This window comes from Leifsonia aquatica H1aii (genome assembly GCF_000633535.1).
GTDB classification, from domain to species: Bacteria; Actinomycetota; Actinomycetes; order Actinomycetales; family Microbacteriaceae; genus Leifsonia; species Leifsonia aquatica_A.
Genome location: NZ_AYMR01000006.1, coordinates 119,982 through 145,134, shown reverse-complemented (window position 1 = coordinate 145,134; position 25,153 = coordinate 119,982). Strand labels below are relative to the sequence as shown.

Genomic DNA, 25,153 nt, shown 5'->3' with positions numbered 1-25,153 from the left:
GGGCTTACCCTTCCTGGCGCGAACCGAACGAGGAGAATGCGTTGACCTCCACCGAATCCGCCGACACCGCCGTCGGCACGCGCACCGCGGCCCACCGCCGTCTGGGCGTCCCCGCCGTCACGTTCATGATCGTCGCGGCGTCCGCCCCGCTGACCGTCCTCGCCGGCGGCGTCACCACCACGTTCGCCGTCACCGGAGTGCTCGGCGTGCCGCTGTCGTTCCTGATCCTCGGCGCGACACTCGCCCTCTTCGCCGTGGGATACGCGGCCATGAGCCGCTTCGTCACCAATGCGGGAGCCTTCTACTCGTATGTGTCGCAGGGCCTCGGCCGCCCCGGAGGCGTCGGCGTCTCGATCGTCGCCCTCATCTCGTACAACGCCATGCAGATCGGCGTCTACGGGATGTTCGGCTTCCAGATGTCGTCGCTGCTGGCGAGCAAATTCGGCTGGGACGTGCCGTGGTGGATCCCGGTGCTCGTGTGCATCGCCCTCATCGCGGTGCTCGGCGTCAACCGGGTCGACCTCTCGGCCAAGGTGCTCGGGGTGCTGGTCGCCCTGGAGTTCGTCGTCGTGATCGTCTACGACATCGCCTCGTTCATCGTCGCCCCCGAGGGCATCAGCGGCGAGGCGCTCAGCCCGTCCGCCCTGTTCGTCCCCGGCATCGGTGCGGTGTTCGCCTTCGGGATCGCGGCGTTCATGGGCTTCGAGTCGGCCGCGATCTACGGCGAGGAGTCGAAGGACCCGAAGCGCACGGTCGCCCGCGCCACGTACACGGCGGTCGGCGTCATCGCACTCTTCTACGCGCTGTCGTCGTGGGCGATGACGGTCGGGACGGGTCCGAGCACAGTCATCAAGGCCTCCACGGAGCAGGGCCCCGATCTCATCTTCACCTTCCTCTCCTCGCACCTCGGCATCGTGATCAGCGACATCGCCCAGCTGCTCTTCATCACCAGCCTCTTCGCGTCGCTGGTCAGCTTCCACAACGCCGTCGCGCGGTACTTCTTCTCCCTCGGGCGGGAGGGTGTGCTCCCCCGCGGCCTGTCCCGCATCCGCGCCCACAGCGGCGCACCGTGGGCCGGCTCGCTCACCCAGACCGTGCTCGCCGCCGTCGTGATCGTCGCCTTCGCCATCGCGGGCGCGGGATGGACGCCCCCCGAGGGTGCGCCCGCCGCCCTGTTCCCCGTGCTCACCCTGTTCTCCTGGCTGACGAACAGCGGAGCGCTGGGGCTGGTGCTCCTGATGGCGATCGTGTCGTTCTCGGTGATCGGCTTCTTCCGCCGGGACGGCCGGGGTCTCGGACCGTGGCAGCGTCTCGTCGCCCCGATCGTCTCGGGGGTGGCGCTGACGGTCGTCTTCGCCTTGATCCTGATCTATTTCAACACCCTGCTGACCAGCGACCCCACGGCACCGCCGTCGGCGACGACGTTCATCCTCCCGGCGATCGTCATCGTGCCCGGCATCGTCGGGGTGTTCTGGGGAATGGCGCTGAAACGGCGCAACCCGAAGGTCTACGCGCAGATCGGCCACGGCACCGAGGAGGCCGGAGCCCCCGAGCTCGGCACCGAGGACGACTGAGCCGCTCGCGCGGGAACGGGGCGCTCTCCACGGAGGGCGCCCCGTTCGGCGTTCGGGGGGGGGTCGCCGCGGGCGGCGTCAGGCGCGGGCGGCGGCGCGCACGTCGGACGGGGACTCCGCGTACGCCGCCTTGAACACCCGGCTGAAGTGCGCTGCGTCCACGAACCCCCAGCGGGAGGCGATGGAGGCGACCGACTGGTCGGCGTGCAGCGGGTCAACGAGGTCGCGTCGGCAGCGCTCGAGCCGTCGCGTGCGGATCCACGCCGACACCGTGGTGCTCTGCTGCTGGAACAGCCCCTGCAAGTGCCGGGTCGAGATGAAGTGGGCCGCCGCGATCTGCGTCGGCCCGAGCTCCGTCGACGCCAGGTTGGCGTCGATGTACATGCGGATGCGCTGCATCAGCGCGCGGTGCGGGTCGACCGCGTCGGTGCGCGCGTCGAGTTCGTCGGCGAAGAGGGTCGTCACCAGGTCGAGCGCGCTGTGCGCCAGCCGGGTGCCGCTCAGGCCGGAGAGCTGGTCGAGGTTGCCGACGAGCTGGGCGAGGAACGGCACGATGATGCCGCCGACGCCCGAGCGGCCGTCGAAGCGCACGGCGGTCAACTGCGCGACCAGCTCGCGCGGGAGGTCGATCAGGTTCTTCGGGAACATCACGACCATGGTGCGGAAGTCGTCGTCGAAGACGAGGGAGTACGGCCGGTGCGTGTCGTAGACCGCGAGGTCGCCGGGGCGCAGGACCGCCTCCCGGTTGTCCTGGATGAGAAGCCCCGTGCCCGACAGCATCATGCTGAGCTTGTAGTAGTCGCGGTCGGATCGCGCGATCAGCTCGGGCGTGCGGGCGACGACGTGCTGAGAGGCGCTCACCTCGGAGAAGTGGATCGTGTCGGCCGTGGCCATCCGGATCCGGCCCCAGAACGGATCCGGACGATCGCTCGTGACCTGCAACGGGACGAACGACTCCGAGACCGCTGTGCGGAAGGCGCTGAAGTCGCGCGTGGCGCTGGACGAGACGCGGGCCTCCGCGTCCCGCGCCGCGCGGGCTGCCGACGCGGGCCGGGACTGTTCGGGAGACATCGGCATCTGCTGCGGAGTGACGAGCACGATCTACCTCATTCGGGACCGGGGACGACGTTGTATACGATCCGTGATATCGATCGTATCATCTCGCTCCAGACGGAGCCAGGGCGTACCGTCCCGAAGCCGACGACAGCTCTGCACCGCGCGTCATCCGCCGTGCGTTCACGGTCAAGCGGGCTCCGGCGCTCCGACCGAGACTGGGTCGAGGACCGTTCCACTGGAGGAGACCCGATGCCGGACAACACCGAACTGCTCGACCGCGTCAGCGCACCGGAGGGAGCGGGCCGACCGATCCATGATCCGGCCACGGGTGCCGAGATCGGCCGGGCCCCCGAGGCGTCGGTCGACGACCTGGATGCGGCGATCGCCCGCGCACGCGCCGCTCAGCCGGCCTGGGATGCGCTCGGCCACGACGCACGCACACAGGTGCTCCTGCGCGCGGCCGACGCCATCGACGCCCGCGCAGAGGAGCTGGCCCGGTTGCTCTCCCGCGAACAGGGCAAGCCGCTCAACGGCCCCAACGCGCGGTTCGAGATCGGGGCGTGCTCGTCCTGGCTGCGCACGTCCGCGACGCTGCCCCTCGAGCCGCAGGTCGTCGTCGACGACGGCGAGACGCACGCCGAGCTGCACTACCGGGCGGTCGGCGTCGTCGGGGCGATCGGCCCGTGGAACTGGCCGCTCATGATCGGCATCTGGCAGCTCGCCCCCGCACTGCGGATGGGCAACACGGTGGTGCTCAAGCCCTCCGAGTACACGCCCCTCAGCGTCCTCGCCCTGGTCAGCGTGCTGAACGAGGTGCTCCCCGCCGATGTGCTCATCGCCGTCTCCGGAGGCCGCGAAGTCGGCGCACGCCTGGCGAGCCACCCGGACGTCGACAAGATCATGTTCACCGGCTCCACCGCGACAGGCCGCCGGATCATCGAGAGCTCGGCCGGCAACCTCGCCCGGCTCACCCTGGAGCTCGGCGGCAACGACGCCGGCATCGTGCTCCCGAGCGCGGATCCGCAGGCCATCGCCCAGGACCTGTTCTGGGGCGCGTTCATCAACACCGGCCAGACCTGCGCGGCGCTCAAGCGCCTGTACGTGCACGACTCGATCTACGATGCGACCGTGGACGCCCTGGCCGCGATCGCCCGCGCCACCCCGATGGGCAACGGCCTGGACGAGGACAACGTGCTCGGGCCGCTGCAGAACAAGCAGCAGTTCGACATCGTGAACCGCCTGGTGGAGGACGCGAAGGCGAACGGCGCACGCATCGTCACCGGAGGCTCCCCGGCCACCGAGCTGGGCGCGCTCTTCTACCCGATCACCCTCGTCGCCGATGTCGCCGATGGCGTCGCCCTGGTCGACGAGGAGCAGTTCGGTCCGGCCCTCCCCATCGTCCGCTACAGCGAGGTGGACGACGCCATCGCCAGCGCGAACCGTCTGGATGTGGGTCTCGGCGGATCCGTCTGGGGCGACCGCGACGAGGCCCTGGCCGTCGCCGCCCGCATGCAGGCCGGGACGGTGTGGATCAACTCCCACGGAGGGGTGCACCCGATGATCCCGTTCGGCGGCGTGAAGGGGTCCGGCTACGGTCTCGAGTTCGGCGTCGAGGGGCTCAAGGCCGTCGCCGTTCCGCAGATCATCAACGGCTGACCACGCTGATCGCCGTCAGCGGCGGAGCGGCACCTCGACGATGCTGACACCCCCGGGCGGAGCGGAGAGCGCCTGATCGAGCTCCCCCTTCGTCCGCGCGGTGCGATGGTCCCAGCCGTACGCGGCGGCGAGGGCCGCGATATCGACATCGTGCGGCGTGTACTGCACGCGATCGAACGCCGCCGTCCCCGCCGTCGCCGCCACCTCGAGGCCGTCGAAGATGGTGCCGCCGCCGTCGTTGCCGACCACGAGCTGAAGGTGCGGTCGCTCCTCCCCCGGAGCACAGAGCAGCGCGCCGACATCGTGCAGGAGCGCCAGATCGCCGATCAGGACGCGCGTGACGCCGGACGGATTCCCGGCCTCCGCCGCGGCGGCCTGGCTTGCGATCGCGATCCCGGTCGCCGTGGCGATCGTGCCGTCGATGCCGGCGAGGCCGCGGTTCGAGTGCACCCGGATCCGCTTGCCCGGGACGATGCGGTCGGCATCCCGGATGAGGCGGGAGGCCGCGAGCACCAGCCGGTCGTGCGGCCAGGTGTAACGCCAGAGCGCCTCCGCCAGCAGCGGCCGTGTGATCGGGGCGCGCACCGCCGCGAGCTCCGCCTTCGCGAACGCGAGCGCATCGGCCGGCTCGTACGAACGGGCCTTGTCCACGTCCGGGGCGAGCGCCGCCGGATCGGCGGCGCGCTCGGCGTCCTCGATCAGTCGTCGGCTGGCGAAGACCCAGCTGCCCACCCAGCCGCGCACCTCCGGCGAGCGCAGGTCGACGGCCGCCGGCGGCCGCACGGCACCGACGATCCGTGCACGGTGGCCGGGATCGTAGGCCTGCGCGCCGGTCGGGGCGACCACGATCACCTCGACCTCGGGGTCGGTCAGCAGTGCGGGGATCTCACGGCTGAGCGTGGGATGCCCGAAGACGATCGCACGCTCGACCCGGCCACCGAAGGATTCCTCCCGGAGCAGCTCGCGGTACGCGACCACCAGGTTCGGGCCGAAGCGCGCTCCGCTGGAGACCTCGGCGAGGAGGGGGTAGCCCGCCTCCCGGGCGAGTTCCTCGGCGTCGGCCCCTGCATCGGCACCGGCGACGACGACCGTACGCGCCCGGTCGTCGAGCTCGATCGTCTCGCGACCGAGTGCGTGCGGCCCCGCGATCGGCGGAAGTGCGCCGACGATCGGCTCGTGGAGCGTGGGCGCGGCCACGGAGAGCGGCTCGCGGTAGGCGACGTTGAGATGCACGGGGCCCGGGTCGGCGGTCTCGGCGCCCACGGCGGCGCGCACCGCGGCGAGCGCCAGCGACGCGGCCGCACGGGCCTCGACGGCGGTCTCGACGGCGTCGGCGGCACGGGGCGCGTCCACGTCGTTCGACCATCGGACGGCCACACCGTACAGGCCGTCCTGCCGGGTCGTCTGATTGGAGCGGATGCCGCGGAGCTCGGCCGGGCGGTCGGCCGTCAGCACGATCAAGGGCACACCCGCCTCGTGCGCTTCGAGGACGGCCGGGTGCAGGTTCGCGGTGGCGGTGCCGCTGGTGGTGATCACGACGGCGGGTGCGCCGCTCTCCCGTGCGAGACCGAGCGCGAGGAAGCCGCCCACGCGCTCATCGATCCGGACGTGCAGCCGCAGATGACCGCTGTGCTCGAGCGATGCCGCGACGAGTGCGAGCGCCTGCGAGCGTGAACCCGGACTGACGACGACATCGCGCACGCCGGCGCGCACGAACGCCCTCAGCAGTGCGGTGGAGTAGTCGGTCGCGGGGTTCCCGGTCGCCTCGTCGTCGCGCGCAGGCGCGTCCGAGGCGCGGGCGCCGTCTCCGGAGCCCGCGGTGGAGGGTTCACCCATCCCGGCGGCCGGTTTGGTCGCTGTCGGGACCGTTGTCGTCGAGGTCGGCGAGCTCCTTCTCCAGCTGGCGGATCCGTGCCTCCTGGTCGCTGTCGAGCTTGAGCTTGCCGAGGAATTCGGGGTCGTCGTCGGGGGCCACCAGACGGCGCTCACCCGCTCGTCGCCGACCGCGCCCGATGAGGAACCAGAGGATCCCGCCGATGACCGGGAAGAGGATGATGATCAGCAGCCACACGGGCTTGGGAAGGCCGCGCACTCGCGAGCGTTCGAAGAGCGCGCAGTCCACCACCGAATAGATGTAGAAGACCGCGGCTGCGACGCCGAGGACTATCCAGAGGCGAACCATGGGTCAATCGTAACTCTCAGAGTCCGTCTCTAAGCTGGGAGGGTGAAGCGGATTCCCTCCTGGTTGTATTACACCGTCCTGCGCCTGCTGGTGTTCGCCATCCCGCTCGCCGTCCTGCTGTTCCTGGGCATCGTCTGGTGGGCGTCGGTGATCGCCGCCGCCCTGATCGGACTGTGCCTCTCGTACATCTTCCTCAGCCGGCCGCGCAACGCGGTCTCCTCCGAGCTCTACGAGCTCCGTCACCGCGAGAAGCCGACCCCGTCGGTCGACGACGAGGTGGAGGACGCGGTGGTCGACTCCGCCGAGGCCGCCGCCCATCCGACCGCGGAACGGCCGACCACGGAGCAGCAGACGACGGAACGGCAGGCCGACGCCGGCGCCGCTGCCGCTTCTCGCGAGGCCGGCTCGACGCCTCCGACCGCCTGACCGCGCGGGAGAGGCCGCAGCCTCAGAAGGCGAACGCGACGCCGAGCGCGATCCCGACGAGCAGCCCGGTGATGCTCGTCAGCTGCAGTGCCGTGATCAGCTCGCGCGAGGTCTTGGCGAAGAGGGTGATGGCGCAGGCGGGCAGTGCGGCCAGCAGGGCGAACATGCCGAACCACGCGATCGGGTAGAACAGCGCCAGGAGCGCGACGATCGCGAACGGGACCAGCAGCAGCACGCAGAACACGATCCGCGAGGCGACGTTGCCGATCAGGACGGCGAGCGTGCGCTTGCGTGCGGCCTTGTCGGGGCCGATGTCGCGGATGTTGTTGACCATGAGCACGGCGCACGCGATCAGTCCGGCCGCGACGGCGCCGTACCAGGCCTCCTGGTTGACGGTGCCGGCCAGCATGTAGGTCGTGCCGGCGGTCGCCACCAGCCCGAAGAAGACGAAGACGAAGACTTCGCCCAGGCCGAAGTAGCCGTAGGGCCGCTTTCCGCCGGTGTAGAACCAGGCGGCGGCGATGGCGGCAGCGCCGACCAGCAGCACCCACCAGTGCAGGGTGAGCACGACCAGGATGAGCCCCGCGACCGCGGCGAGCCCGAAGAAGACCAGGGCGACCGTCAGCACCTTCCGGGGCGAGGCCTTGCCCGACCCGGTGAGACGCCCCGGCCCGACACGGTACTCGTCGGTCCCCCGGATGCCGTCGGAGTAGTCGTTGGCGTAGTTGACGGCGATCTGCAGCAGCACCGCGACGGCCAGGCAGAGCAGCGATCGCACCGGGTGCCAGACGCCCGGGCCTTCGGCGACCTTGGCCGCGCCGACGCCGATGAGGACCGGGGCGATGGCCAGAGGAAGCGTGCGCAGACGTGCGCCCGCGATCCAGTCCGCTGCGGTCGCCGGTCGAGCCGCCGTGGCGCGCGCTGCGCCGGGACGCCCACTCTTGCCTCCACGCGGTCCGCGTGCCGGGGGCGGCGCCATCCTCTGCATCCGTGGCTTGTTCTCACTCATCACAGTGCGAATCTTAACAACAACGGCTATGCCTCGTCCCCGGAGGTCGTCGCCGCCATCCGGGCGGCCGTCACCCGGTCGGGCTTGCCGCTGCTCAAGGTCGGGAGGGAGCCCACCTCGACGATGCGCGCCGGGGCGGCGGCGCGCCCGACCCGGTCCGCGACGGTCGCGCGCAGCTCGCGAAGCGCGCTGCCGGTGCGGTCGCCTGCCGGATCGCCGACGCGATCGCCGCGTGCCACGACCACGACCGGCACCTGCCCCCATTCGTCGTCGTCCGAGGCGACGACGATCGCGGCCTCCAGCCCGGGGATCCCGCGCACGACCTGCTCGACGGCGTCGAGCAGGACCTTCTCGCCGCCCGAGATGATCACGTTGTCGGCGCGCCCGAATACGGTCACGCGGCCGTCGTCGACGCGACCGAGATCGCCGGTGCGGTACCAGCGTCGCCCGTCCGCGTCGTGGAAAGCGGTGCGCGTCCGGCCGTCGTCGCCGAGATAGCCCTCGGCCAGGGTCGGGCCGGCGATCTCGAGCAGCCCGCCCACCGAACGGACGGTGGTCGTTCCGATCGGGACGCCGTCGTAGACGCAGCCCCCCGCGGTCTCGCTTGATCCGTAGGTGCTCAGGATGCGCGCTCCCACCGTCTCGGCGCGCTCGCGGAGTTCGGGGGTGAGTGCCTGCCCTCCCACCAGGATGCCGTCGAAACGGCGGAGGCTGCGGGCGACCTCGCGCGAACCGGCATCGACGGCGTCGATCAGGCGCGCGAGCTGGACGGGGACCAGCGACGTGTACCGCAGGTCGTGCGTCAGACCGTCGGCGAGCGCGGAGAACCGCTCCGCGTCGAAGTGCCCGCTGCCGTACACGAGCGGTTCGGTCTCCGCAGCGATTGACCGGACGAGCACTTGGGCACCGGCGACGTAGTGTGCGGGGAGGGCGAGGATCCACTGGCCCTGCCCGCCCATCGCACCGGCGGAGGCGGCGGCGCTGGCGAGCAGGGCGTCGGCCGAGAGGGCCACGCGCTTCGGCACCCCCGTCGACCCCGAGGTCTCGATCACGAGTGCGACGTTCCGGGCGACCGTCTCCTCGGTGCCTGCCTGCTCGGTGCCTGTCTCTTCGGTGCCGCTCTCCTCGCCACCCGTTCGGCTCCTCCCGGTGCGGACGTCGGACGCGGCCTCCCGGGGGAGCACCGCCGGCCCTCCGGCGAGCGCGTCGCGGAGAGCCGCGAAGACCTCCTCCGCCCGGCCGGCATCGACGTGTCGCAGCGTGCGTGTCATGGCCGGCCCGTCAGTACTGCCAGGGGAACGGGGACCAGTCGGGCTCCCGCTTCTGCAAGAAGGAGTCCCGGCCCTCGACCGCCTCGTCCGTGCCGTAGGCCAGACGTGTCGCCTCCCCGGCGAAGACCTGCTGGCCGACCAGCCCGTCGTCCACCGCGTTGAACGCGAACTTCAGCATCCGGATGGCCGTCGGCGACTTGGTCAGGATCTCCCGCGCCCACTCCAGTGCCGTCGACTCCAGCTCCTCGTGCGGGACGACCGCGTTGACCGCGCCCATCTCGTACGCGCGCTGCGCCGAGTACTCCCGAGCCAGGAAGAACACCTCCCGCCCGACCTTCTGCCCGACCTGGCGGGCGAAGTAGGCGCTGCCGTAGCCGGCGTCGAACGAACCGACATCGGCGTCCGTCTGCTTGAACCGACCGTGCTCGGCGCTCGCGATGGTCAGGTCGCACACGACATGGAGGGAGTGCCCACCGCCGGCGGCCCAGCCTGGGACGACGGCGATCACCACCTTGGGCATGAACCGGATCAGGCGCTGCACCTCGAGGATGTGCAGACGCCCGCTGCGCGCCGAGTCGATCCCCGCCGCCGTCTCGCCGTCCGCGTACTTGTAGCCGTCGCGGCCCCGGATGCGCTGGTCCCCGCCCGAGCAGAAGGCCCAGCCGCCGTCCTTCGGGCTCGGCCCGTTGCCGGTCAGGAGGACGACGCCGATCCGAGGGTCTGTCCGTGCGTCCTCGAGGGCGGCGTAGAGCTCGTCGACCGTGTGCGGCCGGAAGGCGTTGCGCACCTCGGGCCGGTTGAACGCGATGCGCGCGATGCGCCCGGACACATCGTGGTGATAGGTGATGTCGGTGAGCCCGTCGAATCCGGGCGCCTCCACCCACTGCGTCGGATCGAAGATCTCGGAGATTGCCGCTGCCATGCCTCCAGCCTACGGTCCGCCCCGTCCCCGGGGACCGGCCGTGCGAAACTGGGGGAATGGTGCCCGAGCTGCACGACCTGTTGATGACGGCGCGCGTGGTCAGCGTGCCGATGACCTCCCGCTTCCGCGGCATCACCACGCGAGAGGCCGTCCTCTTCGAGGGCCCGGAAGGCTGGACCGAGTTCTCCCCGTTCGTCGAGTACGGCGACGAAGAGGCGGCGGCCTGGTTGCACGCGGCGATCGACTTCGGCTGGCGTCCCACGCCGCAGGCTCTGCGCGCGCGGATCCCGGTCAACGCGACCGTCCCGGCGGTCCCCGCCGCCGACGTCGCCGCCGTGCTCGACCGCTACCCCGGCGCTCGCACGGCGAAGGTCAAGGTCGCCGAGCCCGGCCAGACCCTCGCGGACGACATCGCTCGTGTCCGCGCGGTCCGCGACCGTCTCGGCGCCGAAGGGCGGATCCGGGTGGACGCGAACACGTTGTGGAACGTGGACGAGGCCGAGCACGCCATCCATGCCCTCGCGCCCTTCGACCTCGAGTACGTCGAGCAGCCGTGCGCGACCGTCGACGAGCTGGCCGACATCCGCCGCCGCACCGCCTACATGGGCATCCCCATCGCCGCCGACGAGAGCGTGCGCAAGGCTGCCGACCCCCTGGCCGTAGCGCGCGCGGGTGCGGCCGATCTGCTGGTGATCAAGGCGCAACCGCTCGGCGGCATCCACTCCGCGCTCCGGATCGTCGCCGAGGCGGGACTGCCGGTGGTCGTGTCCAGCGCGATCGACACCTCGGTCGGCATCGCGATGGGCGCTCACCTCGCGGCGGCCGTGCCGGAGCTGGAGTTCGACTGCGGGCTCGGAACGGTCGCCCTGTTCGTCCAGGACATCGCGGTGGAGCCTCTGCTCCCCGTCGACGGCTTCATCCCCGTCACGCGACCCGCCGTCGACCCGGCTCGGCTCGGCGCACTCGAAGCACCGGCCGACCGCCGGGAGTGGTGGCTCGAGCGCGTGCGACGCTGCTATCGGGTCGTCGAGCGCGCGGCCGCGCTCTGACCGCCGGCGCGCTCAGGAGTACAGGCGCTCAGGAGTAGAGGCGCTCAGGAACCTCGAGGCCGTAGATGGCCCGGCCCGAGTTCCAGATCGCGGCGCAGGCGGCACGCAGCAGGTCGAGCTCGTCCGTCCCTTCCTTCCTGATCCGGACGTCGTTGCCCTCGATCGCAACGGTGGCATCGCCGACCGTGACCGCGCCGTCCCGCCCGGTCGTGGTCGTGGGATACGGTTGGGCCAGCCCGCGGAGGTCACCGAGGATGAAGGTCGGGCGTGAGTTCGCGTCGGCCGCGATGAGCTGCTTCGCACGGTCGATCCCGGTCAGGACCAGGACCGAGTCGATGCCCGCGCGGTTCGCGCCCAGGATGTCCGTGTCGAGCCGATCGCCGATGAAGAGCGGTTTGGCGGCGCCGAAGCGCGCGACCGCCTCGTCGAAGATGGCCACTTCCGGCTTCCCCGCGACGAGCGGCAGGCGCCCCGCCGCCGTGTGCACCGCCGAGACCAGGGTGCCGTTGCCCGGTGCGATGCCACGTGCCACCGGGATCGTCCAGTCCGTGTTCGTGGCGATCCAGGGCCGCTCCGTGTCGGATCGGCCCTGCAGGGCGAATGCCGCCTCGGCGAGTTGCGTCCAACCGACGTCGGGCGCGAAGCCCTGGATGACCGCGGCCGGGTCGTCGTCCGCCGAGCGGGTGACGGTGAACCCGCCCTTCTCCACCTCGTCGACCAGGCCGTCTCCTCCGATCACCAGGATCGTCGAGCCGGGCGCGACGTGAGCGCCGAGCAGGCGCACCGCGGCCTGCGGCGAGGTGACGACGTCGCTCGGCTGCACGCGCAGCCCGAGCTCGGTCAGGTGCTGCGCGACCGAGGCGTCGGTGCGCGAGGCGTTGTTGGTGATGTAACCGACTCGCACGGTTTCCGCCGCACTGTTCAGGCTCTCCACCGCGTGCGGGATGGCGCTCGGGCCCTTGTAGACCACGCCGTCCAGATCAGCGAGGACGACATCCACCCCATCGAGCGGAGTCGCGGATTCAGCGCCCCGTCGGAACAGCGCCATCGTCGGGCTCGCCCTTCGCCTCGTCGGTCGTCGCGTCGGCGATCGGCTCGTCCTCGTCCTCGTCCTCGTCCTCGACGACGGTCACGTCAGCGTCGTCATCGCCCTCGAACTCCACGATGGTCTCCCCGTCGGCGTCGGGCTCACCGTCCGGTGCGACCTGACGCTCCGGGTCTCCGGCGACCGCCGGCACACCAGCCTCGTCGGCGTCGATCTCGGCGGCGTCGATCTCGGCGGCGTCCTCATCCTCGAGCAGCTCGTCGACCTCGGCCGCGAGCGCCGCAGCGGAGAGGTCGCCGGGCGCGAGCTCGTCGTCGGCGTCGTCCTCGGCGCTGTCGTCCACGGCGCTGTCGTCCACGAGGATGTCCTCCTCGATGACGTGGATGGTCTCGTGCTCGTCGATGTCGATCGCGTCGGCGAGCGCCTCCTCGGCGCGGTCGGCGCGCTCGCGCCACGAGGCCGCCTGCTCGTCGCGTCCGAGCTCCTCCAGCACCTCCGCGTACGCGTGGAACAGGTCGGGACTCCAGCTGAAAGCGCGGTCGGGGTCGAGCTGAGGGATCTCCAGCTCCGCCAGCGCAGCTTCGGGCTGGGCGAGGTCCAGTCGGGCACCGGACATCGCGATCGCGAGCGACACCTGCACGTCCGCCGGCAGCGTGGACTTGTCCACCGACCGGCCGAGCTCGAGCGCACGGTCGGGGCGACCGACGCCGCGCTCGCTGTCGACCATCAGCGGAAGCTGATCGTTGGAGCCGGAGATGCGCCGGTAGGTGCGCAGCTCGCGCAGGGCGAGCGCGAAGTCACCGGTCGCGTACGCCGTGATGGCGAGCGTCTCGCGCACCACGCCGATGCGCCCGGCCCGCCGCGCTGCGGACAGCGCGTGCCGGTGGGCGAGCTCCGGGTCCTCCTCGATCAGCCGGGAGGCCATCACGAGGTGCTGGGCCACCCACTCGGCGTTGTCCTTGCTCAGCGTCTTGAGCTCGACGCGTGCCTCACCGGGGAGGTCGCGTGCCACCACACCCTCGGGCACCTCCGGGTCGTCGTGATGCGGGCGGACCGATCGCAGCTCCCGCGAGCGCTCGATCTCCTCGTCCGAACGGAGCTCACGCTCACGGGCGTCCCGATCACCGCGCGCCGGCGCACCATCGCGCGTCCACAGCTTGTCGTCACGGCCGCCCCGACCGCCGTCGCCGCGGGGACCGCCCGAGCGCTGACCGTCACGGGAGTACCCGCCACGCTCGCCACCGGAACGCTGACCGTCACGAGAGTACCCGCCACGCGCACTATCAGAGCGCTGGCCACCGGAACGCTGACCGTCACGCGAATACCCGCCACGCTGACCGTCGGAACGCTGACCGTCGGAACGCTGACCGTCACGAGAGTACCCGCCACGCGCACTATCAGAGCGCTGGCCACCGGAACGCTGGCCATCACGCGAATACCCGCCACGCTGACCGTCGGAGCGCTGGCCACCGGAGCGCTGACCATCACGCGAGTATCCGCCACGCTGACCGTCGGAACGCTGACCGTCGGAACGCTGACCATCACGCGAATAGCCGCCACGGGAACCACCGGATCGGTCGCCGCTCGAGCGCTCGGCGTCACGCGAGTAGCCGCCGCGCTGACCGTCCGAGCGCTTACCGTCCGAGCGCTGACCACCCGAACGCTGGCCTCCGGATCGATCACCGCCGGCACCCTGCCCGTCGCGCGCGTATCCGCCGCGCCGTCCCGAGCCTCCGCGGTCGGCATCGTTGCCGTAGCCGCGGCCGGCACCGCTCGGGCGCCGCTCACCACTGCCCGATCCGCCCGCACGGCGGTCGCCCTGCGGGGAGTCCGAGCGGCGTCCGCCGCTCGCCCCGGCCCCGCCACGCTCGCTGCGCCCGGAGTGTCGGGCGTCCTTGTCGTCTGGTGTTTCGCTCACGACGTCTCCTGTCGACTGGCGGGCATACGAGCCCAGCCTACGTTGGGGTGTTCACGCGCGGATCAGCGAGCGCGGAAAAGGACCTGTTAACGCGAAATGGCCACCCATCACTGGGTGGCCATCTCACAAAGAAGTCCGGCGGTGTCCTACTCTCCCACAGGGTCCCCCCTGCAGTACCATCGGCGCAGAGAGTCTTAGCTTCCGGGTTCGGAATGTAACCGGGCGTTTCCCTCTCGCTATGGCCGCCGAAACACTATTGATGTATCAAAGTGAACGAACAATCATCACGATTGTTTCAGTTCTCGACCGTACATCGAGAACCACATAGTGGACGCAAGCAATCTTGGCTCCTCATACCAGCCTTACAACAGTATGAAGATAGTGATTATCAAATTATCGGCTTATTAGTACCGGTCAGCTCCATGGGTCTTTAGTCCCCACTTCCACATCCGGCCTATCAACCCAGTAGTCTAGCTGGGAGCCTCTCGCCCGAAGGCATGGAAATCTCATCTTGAGGCCGGCTTCCCGCTTAGATGCTTTCAGCGGTTATCCATCCCGAACGTAGCTAATCAGCGGTGCTCCTGGCGGAACAACTGACACACCAGAGGTTCGTCCAACCCGGTCCTCTCGTACTAGGGTCAGATCCTCTCAAATTTCCTGCGCGCGCAGCGGATAGGGACCGAACTGTCTCACGACGTTCTAAACCCAGCTCGCGTACCGCTTTAATGGGCGAACAGCCCAACCCTTGGGACCTACTCCAGCCCCAGGATGCGACGAGCCGACATCGAGGTGCCAAACCATGCCGTCGATATGGACTCTTGGGCAAGATCAGCCTGTTATCCCCGAGGTACCTTTTATCCGTTGAGCGACAGCGCTTCCACAAGCCACTGCCGGATCACTAGTCCCGACTTTCGTCCCTGCTCGACTTGTCAGTCTCACAGTCAAGCTCCCTTGTGCACTTACACTCGACACCTGATTGCCAACCAGGTTGAGGGAACCTTTGGGCGCCTCCGTTACTTTTTGGGAGGCAACCGCCCCAGTTAAACTACCCATCAGGCACTGTCCCTGAACCGGATTACGGTTCTAAGTTAGATATCCAGAGTGACCAGAGTGGTATTTCAACATTGACTCCACGAACACTAGCGTGCCCGCTTCACAGTCTCCCACCTATCCTACACAAGCCACACCGAACACCAATACCAAACTATAGTAAAGGTCACGGGGTCTTTCCGTCCTGCTGCGCGTAACGAGCATCTTTACTCGTAGTGCAATTTCGCCGAGTTCGCGGTTGAGACAGCTGGGAAGTCGTTACGCCATTCGTGCAGGTCGGAACTTACCCGACAAGGAATTTCGCTACCTTAGGATGGTTATAGTTACCACCGCCGTTTACTGGGGCTTAAATTCTGAGCTTCGCCGAAGCTAACCCTTCCTCTTAACCTTCCAGCACCGGGCAGGCGTCAGTCCGTATACATCGTCTTGCGACTTGGCACGGACCTGTGTTTTTAGTAAACAGTCGCTTCCCACTGGTCTCTGCGGCCTTCAAACGCTCCAGGAGTAAATCCCTTCACGCCTCAGGCCCCCCTTCTCCCGAAGTTACGGGGGCATTTTGCCGAGTTCCTTAACCACGATTCTCTCGATCTCCTTGGTATTCTCTACCTGACCACCTGAGTCGGTTTGGGGTACGGGCGGCTTGAACCTCGCGTCGATGCTTTTCTTGGCAGCATAGGATCACTGAATTCGCCTTGACGGCTATGCGTAAGATCTCAGGCTATGTGAGAGACGGATTTGCCTATCTCTCGCCCTACATCCTTGCCCCGGGACAACCATCGCCCGGTACAGCTACCTTCCTGCGTCACACCTGTTAATACGCTAGCCGCACCAGCATGGGGTCGAGCGTTAGGCCAGGAGCGTCACCCCGAAGGGATCAGTCACCTGGATTAGGACTCTTAGCACCACTGGATTAGCTTGGGCGGTTCTTCGCCGGTACGGGAATATCAACCCGTTGTCCATCGACTACGCCTGTCGGCCTCGCCTTAGGTCCCGACTTACCCAGGGCGGATTAGCCTGGCCCTGGAACCCTTGGTCTTTCGGAGGACGGGTTTCTCACCCGTCTTTCGCTACTCATGCCTGCATTCTCACTCGTGTGGCCTCCACGGCTGGTTTACACCGCCGCTTCGCTGGCCACACGACGCTCTCCTACCCATCAACACGGCTGGACCACGAAGGCCTACCAATAATGTCAATGCCACAACTTCGGTGGCGTGCTTGAGCCCCGTTACATTGTCGGCGCGGAATCACTTGACCAGTGAGCTATTACGCACTCTTTCAAGGGTGGCTGCTTCTAAGCCAACCTCCTGGTTGTCTGTGCAACTCCACATCCTTTCCCACTTAGCACGCGCTTAGGGACCTTAGTTGGTGGTCTGGGTTGTTTCCCTCTCGACGATGAAGCTTATCCCCCACCGTCTCACTGCTGCGCTCTCACTTACCGGCATTCGGAGTTTGGCTGACGTCAGTAACCTTTTGGGGCCCATCGGCCATCCAGTAGCTCTACCTCCGGCAAGAAACACGCAACGCTGCACCTAAATGCATTTCGGAGAGAACCAGCTATCACGAAGTTTGATTGGCCTTTCACCCCTATCCACAGCTCATCCCCTCAGTTTTCAACCTAAGTGGGTTCGGTCCTCCACGACGTCTTACCGTCGCTTCAACCTGGCCATGGATAGATCACTTCGCTTCGGGTCTAGGACATGCGACTGAATCGCCCTATTCAGACTCGCTTTCGCTACGGCTACCCCTCACGGGTTAACCTCGCCACATATCGCTAACTCGCAGGCTCATTCTTCAAAAGGCACGCTGTCACCCCTACAAGGAGGCTCCAACGGTTTGTAAGCAGACGGTTTCAGGTACTATTTCACTCCCCTCCCGGGGTACTTTTCACCTTTCCCTCACGGTACTTGTCCGCTATCGGTCATCTGGGAGTATTTAGGCTTATCAGGTGGTCCTGACAGATTCACACGGGATTTCTCGGGCCCCGTGCTACTTGGGATACTCTTCGCGCCATTGGACCATTTCGGTTACGGGGCTGGCACCCTCTGTGGCTGGCCTTTCAATGCCATTCACCTATGATCCTTTGTAACGCTTGCTGTTCGGCAGAAGCAGCAGAAAAGTCCCACAACCCCGACCATGCAACGCCTGCCGGCTATCACACATGATCGGTTTAGCCTCTTCCGGTTTCGCTCGCCACTACTAACGGAATCGCTTTTGCTTTCTCTTCCTGTGGGTACTGAGATGTTTCACTTCCCCACGTTCCCTCTACCCGCCCTATATATTCAGGCGGGAGTCACTGGGTCACCCAAAGGGCCCAGCGGGGTTTCCCCATTCGGAGATCCTCGGATCAAAGCTCGTTTATCAGCTCCCCGAGGCTTATCGCAGATTACTACGTCCTTCTTCGGCTCCAGATGCCAAGGCATCCACCGTCTGCTCTTAGAAATTTGAAATCACATGAGTTTGAATCGATCGGCTCACCTAAGTGAGCAGATTGACCAATGATCTAATCAGTACATAAGTACTGTGATCATCTTTTGTGATCCGAACCCGAAGGTTCGAATCTAAGATGCTCGCGTCCACTGTGTAGTTCTCAAAGTACGGGCGGTACCTTCTCCGCCGGCCGAGTCATGGCCGACAAGAAAAGGTCCAGAGGTCCAGTTCTCATCATGCGATGAGGCCCGGTCCCTCAGGACCCAACAGCGTGCATGTGCAGGACTTCCGGGTCCGAACCGTTCCCATCCGCAAGGGATGTACTGAGTTCGAGCCGTTCGGCTCTGCACCAATGTCAATGTTCCACCCATGAGCTACCGGCTGAGACGTTTGCTCAGATCCGGCGCCTGGACACTCCGAGGAGTGCCAGATGCTCCTTAGAAAGGAGGTGATCCAGCCGCACCTTCCGGTACGGCTACCTTGTTACGACTTAGTCCTAATCACCGATCCCACCTTCGACGGCTCCTTCCACAAGGGTTAGGCCACCGGCTTCGGGTGTTACCGACTTTCATGACTTGACGGGCGGTGTGTACAAGGCCCGGGAACGTATTCACCGCAGCGTTGCTGATCTGCGATTACTAGCGACTCCGACTTCATGAGGTCGAGTTGCAGACCTCAATCCGAACTGAGACCGGCTTTTTGGGATTCGCTCCACCTTGCGGTATTGCAGCCCTTTGTACCGGCCATTGTAGCATGCGTGAAGCCCAAGACATAAGGGGCATGATGATTTGACGTCATCCCCACCTTCCTCCGAGTTGACCCCGGCAGTCTCCTATGAGTTCCCACCATTACGTGCTGGCAACATAGAACGAGGGTTGCGCTCGTTGCGGGACTTAACCCAACATCTCACGACACGAGCTGACGACAACCATGCACCACCTGTTTACGAGTGTCCAAAGAGTTGACTATTTCTAGCCCGTTCTCGTATATGTCAAGCCTTGGTAAGGTTCTTCGCGTTGCATCGAATTAATCCGCATGCTCCGCCGCTTGTGCGGGCCCCCGTCAATTCCTTTGAGTTTTAGCCTTGCGGCCGTACTCCCCAGGCGGGGCGCTTAATGCGTTAGCTGCGACACGGAAACCGTGGAATGGTCCCCACATCTAGCGCCCAACGTTTACGGCGTGGACTACCAGGGTATCTAATCCTGTTCGCTCCCCACGCTTTCGCTCCTCAGCGTCAGTTACGGCCCAGAGAACTGCCTTCGCCATCGGTGTTCCTCCTGATATCTGCGCATTCCACCGCTACACCAGGAATTCCATTCTCCCCTACCGCACTCTAGTCTGCCCGTACCCACTGCAGGCCCGAGGTTGAGCCTCGGGTTTTCACAGCAGACGCGACAGACCGCCTACGAGCTCTTTACGCCCAATAATTCCGGACAACGCTCGCACCCTACGTATTACCGCGGCTGCTGGCACGTAGTTAGCCGGTGCTTTTTCTGCAGGTACCGTCACTTTCGCTTCTTCCCTACTAAAAGAGGTTTACAACCCGAAGGCCGTCGTCCCTCACGCGGCGTTGCTGCATCAGGCTTGCGCCCATTGTGCAATATTCCCCACTGCTGCCTCCCGTAGGAGTCTGGGCCGTGTCTCAGTCCCAGTGTGGCCGGTCACCCTCTCAGGCCGGCTACCCGTCGTAGGCTTGGTGAGCCTTTACCTCACCAACTACCTGATAGGCCGCGAGTCCATCCTTGACCGAAGTTCTTTCCACCCGCTGGAGATGCCTCCGCGGGTCGTATCCGGTATTAGCTTCCGTTTCCGGAGGTTATCCCAGAGTCAAGGGCAGGTTACTCACGTGTTACTCACCCGTTCGCCACTAATCCCCAAGAGCAAGCTCCTGGTTCATCGTTCGACTTGCATGTGTTAAGCACGCCGCCAGCGTTCGTCCTGAGCCAGGATCAAACTCTCCGTAAAATGTTTTGCTCCAAGTCGCAAGCGACTGGAAACATAGTGCAGGCTGGACAGGAAATGTGTCCAAGCACTGCGAGTTTGTCTTGACTAGTTTCGAATATCTACTGACATTCTGTTTCTAATCCAAAGGAATCTCGCATCGACCATCAGACCGGAGTCTTTCAAGTCAATGCCGAGGTTGTTTGGCATTTGACATTGTGCACGCTGTTGAGTTCTCAAGGATCGGACGCTCTCACCTTTCACCCTCTCGGGCTGCTCTGTGAGGCAACTTCTCTACCTTACCACTCTCAGTCAGTTTGTCAAGTCGGCCGTTTCGCGCTCTTTCGTTCATCCATCGTGGGATACATCCGATTTGCACGAACCGAACCGGTTAGACCTGCTCAGTGAGTGGGGTGTTAATCCTAAGCGCAACAAAGGAACTCTTACAAGTTCAGATTTGCCGCTAAGCTCAGGATTTGGTCCCTCTTGAGGCCGGGAAGCTCTTCCGCTCTCCCGCACCTTTGGGGTGACAAGTAAGTACTTTACGCAGGTCCCCAGAACCGCGCAAATCTCGCGTTCATCCCGGGCGTGTCGCGCTTGACTTCCGCGGAATCACGCGGTTTTTCCCCGAGCCGCCGTCGTCGCCCCCGGTGTTGCGCCCCTGCGCCGGCGGGATGGCCGCCGGCGGGGATGGCCGCCGCCAGGAATGCAGAAAGCGCCGGCCGGAATCCGACGAGGATTCCAACCGGCGCTCACGAGGAGTGCGTGACGGCCCGGGATCACAGACCCGAGTACGCGTGCAGTCCTTTGAAGAACACGTTCACGACGCCGAAGTTGAACAGCACCGCCGCGAACCCGATGATCGCGAGCCAGGCCGAACGGGATCCGCGCCATCCGCGCGTAGCTCGGGCGTGGATGTAGCCGGCGTAGATCACCCAGATGATGAAGGTCCAGACTTCCTTCGTGTCCCAACCCCAGTAACGCCCCCACGCCTTCTCGGCCCAGATGGCTCCGGCGATCAGCGTGAAGGTCCACGCGATGAAGCCGACGATGTTGATCCGGTAGGCGAGGTTCTCGAGCGCGACCGAACTGGGCAGTGTGCCCAGGAAGCGGAACTGCTGCGGACGGGACTCGGCGATCTGACGCTCGCGCCGGTACTGCAGCAGCTGCAGACCGGACAAGGCGAAGCCCAGTGCGAAGAATGCCGTGCCGAGGACGGCGACGATGATGTGGATGACCAGCCAGTACGACTGCAGGGCGGGCTGGAGCGGAACCACCGGAACGTAGTACCGCAGCAGCGCGATCCCCTGCAGCACCAGGACCAGCCCGACGATGAAGGTCCCCAGGTACTTGATGTCCCACTTGAGGTTGGCGACCAGGAAGACACCGATGATGACGAGGGTCCCCGTCATCGAGAACTCCCACATGTTGGCCCACGGGACTCGGGCCGCAGCGATACCGCGCAGCACCGTGGCCACCAGATGGAACGCGAAGCCGATGATCGTGAGCGTGAACGCCCAGCGGATGGACGCCGACGAGACGGAGCCGTTCATGACGTCGTCTTCGATGCGCGTGCTGATCCGCGAAGACAGGCGCCCCAGCGCGGAGCTCGGCGGGGCGTCGTCCGGCGACGGTCCGCCGGTGTCGGCGGTGATCGTCCGGGAGGCCCCCACCTGCGCCGGAACCGCCGACCTCCGCGCGACGGCGCTCGGCACGGACGCGGCCTCGACCGCCGTCACGCGCGCGCCTCGACGGGCGAGGTCGAGTGCGAACGCGATGAACGCTGCGGCGTAGACCCCCATGGCCACGTAGATGAACACGGTGGACAGCTGGGACAGGGTCTCGGTCACGATGACAGCCTAATTCTTCCGTTGACGGGTGAGGGAGGCCGCATGCTCTTCGGCGACGGCCGAGACGGCGGCGATCAGGTTGGGGTCCTCACCACGGGCGAGGCCAGCGTACTCCAGGGTGAGCGAACCGTCACTGTTCTCGACGGCTTTCACCCAGATGCGTCTCCGAGGGACGAAGAGCGCGGTGAGCAGGCCGGCGAAGATGAGCACGGCGAAAGCGAGCACCCATCCTTGGGCAGGATCGTGATGGACGTCGAGCGAGGCGTAGCGCTTGACACCGTCGAGGGAGATCGTCCCGAGGCCGTTCGGTAGCTCGACGGCCTCGCCGGGGCGCAGCTGGAGCGCCTTCGCCTTGGTCGGTGGTCCGGCGAGCTGCTTCAGCTTGTCGGTGTTCAGACTGTAGACGGACTGGGGCACTCCGCTGTCGACCCCCAGGTCGCCGACGTAGACGTTCAGGCTCAGGAGTGGATCGTTCAGTCCCGGGAACGTGGAGGTCAGGGCACCGCTCGCGGTCTGGCTGTCGCCGACCGTCGGATAGAAGAAGCCGATCATCCCGAGCTGCTCCGCGAGCCCGTCCGGCACCTTGATGAACCCGAGCGAGGTGAGCCGGGCGTCCTGGGGCAGGAACGGGACGGAGTCGGTGAAGACGACGTCGCCCTTCGGATCGCGCACCGTGATCGTCGGGGCGTAGCCGTTGCCGAGAAGGTAGACGTTGGTGCCACCGATCGCCAGCGGCTCATTCACCTTGATGGTCGTGCTCTGGCTCGCGTCGCCCGGGCCGATCGTGGAGACATGCGCCGTGTAGTCGAGCGGCGTTCCGACCGCATTCTGGTTCTTCGTCTCGTATGAGACATCGAGCTTGTCCACCCGGATCGAGAACGGCTCGAGTGCGGCGTCGCTGAAGAACCGTCCCGGATTGAACGAGTTGTAGGAGGGCAGGCTGTTCACGAAGCTCTGCCCCTCGACGACGACCTTCTGACCGGTGTAGCCGAAGCCGCCCCCGACGCCGATCGCGACCAGGACGCCGAGCAGCGCGATGTGGAAGACGAGGTTCCCCGTCTCGCGCAGGTAGCCGCGTTCGGCCGAGACGGACACCGATCGCGCGTCCTCATAGATCGCCGTGCGGTAGTGCGCCCGGCGAAGGATGTCCTGCGCAGTGGCGATCGGCTCCGGGGCGTCGGCGCGGAGGCCGGCCGGGAGGATGCCGGCCTGGAAGCCGGCCATCCGGGTGAGGCGCACCGGCGTCTTGGGCGGCTTCGCGCGCATGGCCTGGAAGTGGTGCTTGGTGCGCGGGATGATGCAACCGATGAGCGACGCGAACAGCAGCAGGTAGATCGCGGAGAACCACGCCGACGTGTAGACGTCGAAGAACTGCAGCTTGTCGAGCACGGGCGCGAGCTGCGGGTTGTCCGTGAAGTACTGCGTGACGCCGTTCGGGTCGGAGCTGCGCTGCGGGACCAGGGAACCGGGAACGGCCGCGATCGCCAGCAGCAGCAGCAGGAACAGTGCCGTGCGCATGCTCGTGAGCTGGCGCCAGAACCAGCGCAGCCACCCGATCGGGCCCAGCTTCGGCTGGACGACGTCGGGGTCCACGTGCGGGGGCGCGGAGTCGATGTGGTCAGAGGGCCGGCTCAAAACCTTGGATCACCGCCAAGAACTGGGACATGATCGCGCTCCACAGGCCGGTTGCCATGAGGATGCCGATGATCACCAGCAGCACGCCGCCGATGATGTTGATGGTACGGATGTGACGCTTCACGAAGGCGACGGATCCGGCGACCCAGTCGAAGCCGAGCGCGACGAGGAGGAACGGGATGCCGAGGCCGACGCAGTAGAACAGGCCGAGGAGCGCGCCGCGCCACGGCGAGCCGGTGCCCACGCTCAGCGCGCTGATCGCCGCCAGCGTCGGCCCGATGCAGGGAGTCCAACCGAGGCCGAAGACGATCCCGAGCAAGGGGGCTCCGATGAGGCCGGTCGCCGGGCGCCAGCCCGGCTTGATCGTGCGCTGCAGGAAGGAGAACTGCCCGATGAACACCAGCCCCATCACGATGACGAGGACGCCGAGGATCTGGATGACCGTCTCCTGCCAGCGCACGAGCCAGAGCCCGAGGGCCCCGAAGGCCGCGCCGTAGGCGACGAACACGATCGCGAACCCGAGGATGAACAGGGCGACCCCGGTGAGCACCCGCGAGCGGTCCCGCTTGGCACCCGGGTCGCTGATGCCGCCGACGTAGGCGAGGTAGCCCGGCACGAGCGGGAGGACGCACGGCGAAGCGAAGGAGACGAGCCCCGCGAGCAGCGCGATCGGGAGCGCCACCAGGAGCTGGCCGCTGAAGACGATCTGTCCTACGCCGCCCACGTCAGTTCTCGGCCACGGCGTCGGAGATCAGGGAGTCCAGGATGCTGCGGTCGGGGATGGCACCCAGGATGCGCGCGGAGACGCGGCCCTTCTTGTCGATCACCAGCGTGGTCGGCGTCGCCTTCGGCGGGACGGTCTTGCTGAACGCCAGGAGGACCGACCCGGTGTCGCGGTCGAGCACGGAGGGATAGGTGACGCCCTTGTCCTTGTCGAAGCTGGCGGCCGTGCTCGCGGTGTCGTAGAGGTTGACGCCCAGGAAGCCGACGCCCTCGGCCTTGTACTTCTGGTAGAGCGCCTCCAGGTCCGGGGCCTCCACCCGGCACGGCGGGCAGCCCGCGTACCAGAAGTTCACGACGAGGACGTCCCCGGCGTAGTCCTTGGACGAGACGGGCGAACCGTCGGCGAGCGTGCCCTGGAAGCTGACCGGCTCGCCGCGATTGCCGGCCGCGAACTCGCTGACGGTGCCGTCGCCGGCGATGTAGTTCTGGCCGCTGCCGGAGCGGTACTGCTTCGCCAGGCTGTCGTCGGAGGTGCAGCCGCTCAGCAGCAGCGCCACCGCGGCGGCGGCCGCCGGAAGCGCCAGGGCGAGCCGGCGATGAGCGCGGCGCTGGGACGGGCGGGTGTTCAGGGTGCGCATCACACGGCTCCCACATCGGTCGCCGAGGCGAGGAGCTCGGCTGCGGGCTCGACGTACCCGACCTCGACGAGACGGAGGACGGGCGTGGCCGGCGAGGGCGCCGTGCCGGGCTCGGAGGGATCGGGAGTCCGGTCCGCGGGCGACGCTGCGGGCTCGGTCGTGCGCTCGAACGTCGTGATGCTCGACAACGCACACCGCCGGGACCGCGGATCGTGCCAGAAACGCTCGCCGGCGACCGAGAGGTGCGAGACCCAGATCGGGAGTTGGTGGCTGACCAGGACGACGTCGCCGTCCTCGACGGAGTCGAAGGCGTCGTCGATCGCGGCGAGCATGCGCTTCTCGATGCTCGTGTAGGCCTCGCCCCAGCTCGGCCGGAACGGGTTCACCAGGAACGGCCAGTTGCGAGGCTTGGCGAGGGCGCGCTTCATCACAGTGCCCTCGAAGTGGTTGGTGGGTTCGATGATCCGGTCGTCGATCTCGGGCTCGAGGCCGAGCGCGGCCAGGATCGGCGCAGCCGATTCGCGCGTGCGCTGCAGCGGGGAGACGCGCACCGACGACACGGAGCGGCCACGGGCGACGATCTCGTCGGCCGCGGCCTGAGCCATCCGGTGCCCGAGTCTGGAGAGGCCGAAGCCCGGCAGCCTGCCGTACAGGATGCCGTCGGGATTGAACACCTCGCCATGGCGGACGAGATGAACCTGGCTTGCTACCACGACCCCAGTCTACGGAGGCGTTTCCCCTGAATTCACTGAGCGCGGGCACGGGAGCCCCTCGCGGCCCT

18 protein-coding genes and 3 rRNA genes are annotated in these 25,153 nt (G+C 66.8%); 5 read left to right on the top strand and 16 right to left on the bottom strand.

Annotated elements, in window-relative coordinates; all coding sequences use genetic code 11:
* The first annotated feature begins 41 nt into the window (after nucleotides 1-41).
* Nucleotides 42-1,574 carry an APC family permease gene (locus U870_RS0104580; RefSeq protein ID WP_025156233.1) on the top strand — a complete coding sequence of 511 codons (1,533 nt, stop codon included), beginning with the start codon at nucleotides 42-44 and terminating at the stop codon, nucleotides 1,572-1,574.
* A gap of 78 nt (nucleotides 1,575-1,652) precedes the next feature.
* Here the strand turns inward: U870_RS0104580 and U870_RS0104575 are convergent, their stop codons facing one another.
* On the bottom strand, nucleotides 1,653-2,645 hold the full coding sequence (locus U870_RS0104575) for a helix-turn-helix domain-containing protein (RefSeq protein WP_029947179.1): 993 nt from the start codon (nucleotides 2,643-2,645) through the stop codon (nucleotides 1,653-1,655).
* A gap of 234 nt (nucleotides 2,646-2,879) precedes the next feature.
* Here U870_RS0104575 and U870_RS0104570 point away from each other — a divergent pair, with 234 nt between their 5' ends.
* Entirely contained in the window at nucleotides 2,880-4,286 is a 1,407-nt protein-coding gene (locus U870_RS0104570; RefSeq protein ID WP_025156231.1) for an aldehyde dehydrogenase family protein, read from the top strand.
* A gap of 15 nt (nucleotides 4,287-4,301) precedes the next feature.
* Here the strand turns inward: U870_RS0104570 and menD are convergent, their stop codons facing one another.
* Both menD and U870_RS0104560 read right to left on the bottom strand, forming a co-directional pair.
* A complete protein-coding gene (gene menD, locus U870_RS0104565; RefSeq protein WP_025156230.1) occupies nucleotides 4,302-6,122 on the bottom strand; it encodes a 2-succinyl-5-enolpyruvyl-6-hydroxy-3-cyclohexene-1-carboxylic-acid synthase in 1,821 nt (606 codons plus the stop codon).
* On the bottom strand, nucleotides 6,115-6,468 hold the full coding sequence (locus U870_RS0104560) for a PLD nuclease N-terminal domain-containing protein (RefSeq protein ID WP_025156229.1): 354 nt from the start codon (nucleotides 6,466-6,468) through the stop codon (nucleotides 6,115-6,117). Before U870_RS0104560 ends, menD begins: the two co-directional genes overlap by 8 nt.
* A gap of 42 nt (nucleotides 6,469-6,510) precedes the next feature.
* On the opposite strand from U870_RS0104560, the gene U870_RS0104555 reads away from it, so the two are divergent.
* Entirely contained in the window at nucleotides 6,511-6,894 is a 384-nt protein-coding gene (locus U870_RS0104555; RefSeq protein ID WP_025156228.1) for a DUF4229 domain-containing protein, read from the top strand.
* A gap of 22 nt (nucleotides 6,895-6,916) precedes the next feature.
* Here U870_RS0104555 and U870_RS0104550 read toward each other — a convergent pair whose 3' ends face one another.
* The 3 genes from U870_RS0104550 to U870_RS0104540 are packed head-to-tail and all read right to left on the bottom strand — an operon-like array spanning nucleotide 6,917 to nucleotide 10,096.
* Nucleotides 6,917-7,903 carry a 1,4-dihydroxy-2-naphthoate polyprenyltransferase gene (locus tag U870_RS0104550; RefSeq protein WP_025156227.1) on the bottom strand — a complete coding sequence of 329 codons (987 nt, stop codon included), beginning with the start codon at nucleotides 7,901-7,903 and terminating at the stop codon, nucleotides 6,917-6,919.
* A 26-nt stretch (nucleotides 7,904-7,929) separates the two neighbouring features.
* On the bottom strand, nucleotides 7,930-9,174 hold the full coding sequence (locus U870_RS0104545; RefSeq protein ID WP_025156226.1) for an AMP-binding protein: 1,245 nt from the start codon (nucleotides 9,172-9,174) through the stop codon (nucleotides 7,930-7,932).
* A gap of 10 nt (nucleotides 9,175-9,184) precedes the next feature.
* Nucleotides 9,185-10,096, bottom strand: a complete 912-nt coding sequence (locus U870_RS0104540; RefSeq protein ID WP_025156225.1) for a 1,4-dihydroxy-2-naphthoyl-CoA synthase — start codon at nucleotides 10,094-10,096, stop codon at nucleotides 9,185-9,187.
* A 56-nt stretch (nucleotides 10,097-10,152) separates the two neighbouring features.
* Here U870_RS0104540 and U870_RS0104535 point away from each other — a divergent pair, with 56 nt between their 5' ends.
* A complete protein-coding gene (locus U870_RS0104535; protein ID WP_025156224.1) occupies nucleotides 10,153-11,145 on the top strand; it encodes an o-succinylbenzoate synthase in 993 nt (330 codons plus the stop codon).
* A gap of 28 nt (nucleotides 11,146-11,173) precedes the next feature.
* Here U870_RS0104535 and U870_RS0104530 read toward each other — a convergent pair whose 3' ends face one another.
* Together U870_RS0104530 and U870_RS23020 are read right to left on the bottom strand one after the other, a co-directional pair.
* Nucleotides 11,174-12,193 carry an HAD-IIA family hydrolase gene (locus U870_RS0104530; protein WP_025156223.1) on the bottom strand — a complete coding sequence of 340 codons (1,020 nt, stop codon included), beginning with the start codon at nucleotides 12,191-12,193 and terminating at the stop codon, nucleotides 11,174-11,176.
* Nucleotides 12,168-13,202: a hypothetical protein gene (locus tag U870_RS23020; RefSeq protein ID WP_025156222.1), complete on the bottom strand. Its 1,035-nt coding sequence runs from the start codon at nucleotides 13,200-13,202 to the stop codon at nucleotides 12,168-12,170. Before U870_RS23020 ends, U870_RS0104530 begins: the two co-directional genes overlap by 26 nt.
* 30 nt (nucleotides 13,203-13,232) lie before the next feature.
* On the opposite strand from U870_RS23020, the gene U870_RS24245 reads away from it, so the two are divergent.
* Complete coding sequence (locus tag U870_RS24245) at nucleotides 13,233-14,198, top strand: hypothetical protein (RefSeq protein ID WP_162819080.1); 966 nt, start codon at nucleotides 13,233-13,235, stop codon at nucleotides 14,196-14,198.
* A 43-nt stretch (nucleotides 14,199-14,241) separates the two neighbouring features.
* Here U870_RS24245 and rrf read toward each other — a convergent pair.
* From rrf to U870_RS0104485, 8 genes are all read right to left on the bottom strand, one after another.
* Nucleotides 14,242-14,358: ribosomal RNA gene (gene rrf, locus U870_RS0104520) — 5S ribosomal RNA — on the bottom strand.
* Between the two features lie 134 nt (nucleotides 14,359-14,492).
* A 23S ribosomal RNA gene (locus U870_RS0104515) occupies nucleotides 14,493-17,605 on the bottom strand.
* 421 nt (nucleotides 17,606-18,026) lie between these two features.
* Nucleotides 18,027-19,550, bottom strand: a 16S ribosomal RNA gene (locus U870_RS22365).
* The 16S, 23S and 5S rRNA genes sit together here, the layout of an rRNA operon.
* 755 nt (nucleotides 19,551-20,305) lie before the next feature.
* Nucleotides 20,306-21,376 (bottom strand): c-type cytochrome biogenesis protein CcsB, encoded by a 1,071-nt coding sequence (gene ccsB, locus U870_RS0104505; RefSeq protein ID WP_025156220.1) that lies wholly within the window; start codon nucleotides 21,374-21,376, stop codon nucleotides 20,306-20,308.
* Between the two features lie 9 nt (nucleotides 21,377-21,385).
* The gene (gene resB / locus U870_RS0104500; RefSeq protein ID WP_025156219.1) at nucleotides 21,386-23,011 is read right to left on the bottom strand and encodes a cytochrome c biogenesis protein ResB; all 1,626 of its coding nucleotides are present in this window, start codon (nucleotides 23,009-23,011) and stop codon (nucleotides 21,386-21,388) included.
* Nucleotides 22,995-23,735, bottom strand: a complete 741-nt coding sequence (locus U870_RS0104495) for a cytochrome c biogenesis CcdA family protein (protein WP_025156218.1) — start codon at nucleotides 23,733-23,735, stop codon at nucleotides 22,995-22,997. The genes resB and U870_RS0104495 overlap by 17 nt, the downstream gene beginning before the upstream one ends.
* Nucleotide 23,736: 1 nt before the next feature.
* Nucleotides 23,737-24,372 (bottom strand): TlpA family protein disulfide reductase, encoded by a 636-nt coding sequence (locus U870_RS0104490; RefSeq protein ID WP_025156217.1) that lies wholly within the window; start codon nucleotides 24,370-24,372, stop codon nucleotides 23,737-23,739.
* Entirely contained in the window at nucleotides 24,372-25,085 is a 714-nt protein-coding gene (locus tag U870_RS0104485) for a histidine phosphatase family protein (RefSeq protein WP_025156216.1), read from the bottom strand. Before U870_RS0104485 ends, U870_RS0104490 begins: the two co-directional genes overlap by 1 nt.
* Between the last annotated feature and the right edge of the window lie 68 nt (nucleotides 25,086-25,153).